Raw genomic sequence first — 1,402 nt, 5'->3', positions numbered from 1 at the left:
CCACCGACGACGCCTGAGCCGATTGCGGCGATGAAGATGAGGGTGGGGAGAAGCTTCGCGATCATGTCAGTTGCTCCAGATGCCGGTTGCGGCGGTTTGCGTTGCGTAGGCGGAGAAGTCTCTTGGCTGGCGACCAAGCACGCGCTGGACGCCGTCGGTGAGCGACTCGTTGCGGCCGTCGTGCACCTGGGTGAACAGCTCATTGAGCAGCCAGCCGAATTCGGGCGGCAGCTCATGCGCGGCCACTGCGGCAGTGAATTCGTCATGCGAGATCCTGACAAAGCGGATGTCGCGTCCGGCCGCCTTGGCAATCTCGGCGACCGCGTCTGCGAAGCTCAGCAGCCGCGGCCCGGTCAACTCATAGAGCTGGCCGACATGGCCTGGCTCCGTCAGCACGGCAAAGGCGGCGTCGGCGATGTCGTCGGCATCGACAAAGGGCTCGCCGACATTGCCGATCGGCAACGCCACTTCGCCTTCAGCCAGGGACCCGGTGAAGAAGCCTTCGCTGAAGTTCTGCGAGAACCAAGCGCAGCGCAGGATGGTCCAGTCGGCGCCCGAGGCCTTCAGCATCTCTTCGGCGCGCTGGGCTTCCGTTTCGCCGCGCCCCGACAGCAGCACCAGTCGGGTGACACCGTTTTGCACCGCGAGCCTGGCGAAGGCGTCGACGGTTTCAGCGGCGCCCGGCACGGCGATGTCGGGATAGTAGCTGATGTAGAGGGCGCTGACGCCTTGCATTGCCGGTCCCCAGGTCGCTGGGACTTCCCAGTCGAAGCGCGGTGTACCGGAGCGCGAGCCGATCCGCACCGGCAGGTCGTGCGCCGTCAGCCGCTCGGCGAGACGGCGGCCGGTCTTGCCGGTGCCGCCGAGGATCAGAATTGGTTTGGTTGTCGGGTCAGTCATAACCGTTTCCTCTGTTTAAAATATGAATAATACTCACGTTTGCAAAATGTGATAAACCCTCGTATTTTGCGAGTCAAGCGATTTTGCTGGCATTGGAGTCAGTCATGGAAGACACGGCCGCGCCGGTTTCCCCGCGGGAGCAGATTGCTTCGCCGCGCCGGGCGCCCAGCCAGCAGCGCAGCCGCGAGCGGGTCGAGCGCATGCTGACTGCCGCCTCAGCGCTGATCGCCGAGCAAGGCAGCGACGCCATGCGCATGGGAGAGGTGGCGGAACGGGCCGGGGTGTCGATCGGGTCGCTCTACCAGTTCTTTCCGGACAAGCGGGCGATCATCTGGGCGCTGGCCGAGCGCTACACCGCCGAAAGCCAGTCCTGCATTTCGGCAGCACTGGCTGGTGTCAGGGACGCCGAAGGCCTGCAGTCCGCGTTTTCAGAGTTGGTCGACATCTATTACCGGCTGTTCCTGGCCGAACCGGTGATGCGCGACATCTGGTCGGGCACGCA

The 1,402-nt window shown here is 64.3% G+C and carries 2 protein-coding genes; one reads left to right on the top strand and one right to left on the bottom strand.

Features of this window, described 5'->3' with window-relative positions; genetic code table 11:
* Positions 1-66 precede the first annotated feature (66 nt).
* Complete coding sequence (locus tag EN964_RS34610; protein WP_127277442.1) at positions 67-900, bottom strand: NAD(P)H-binding protein; 834 nt, start codon at positions 898-900, stop codon at positions 67-69.
* Positions 901-1,004: 104 nt separating this feature from the next.
* Between EN964_RS34610 and EN964_RS34605 the strand changes: the two genes are divergently transcribed.
* A partial coding sequence (locus EN964_RS34605; protein ID WP_164776388.1) for a TetR/AcrR family transcriptional regulator occupies positions 1,005-1,402 on the top strand: 398 nt, incomplete at its 3' end.

Origin of the sequence: Mesorhizobium sp. M7A.F.Ca.CA.001.10.2.1 (assembly GCF_003998575.1) — a bacterium.
GTDB lineage: Bacteria > Pseudomonadota > Alphaproteobacteria > Rhizobiales > Rhizobiaceae > Mesorhizobium.
The sequence above is the reverse complement of the archived record's forward strand: the minus strand, read 5'-3'. Positions and strand labels throughout refer to the sequence as shown.

Coding starts and splice junctions, on each gene's coding strand:
- EN964_RS34610 (WP_127277442.1), bottom strand. CDS start 900: ATGACTGACCCGACAACCAAACCAATTCTGATCCTCGGCGGCACCGGC.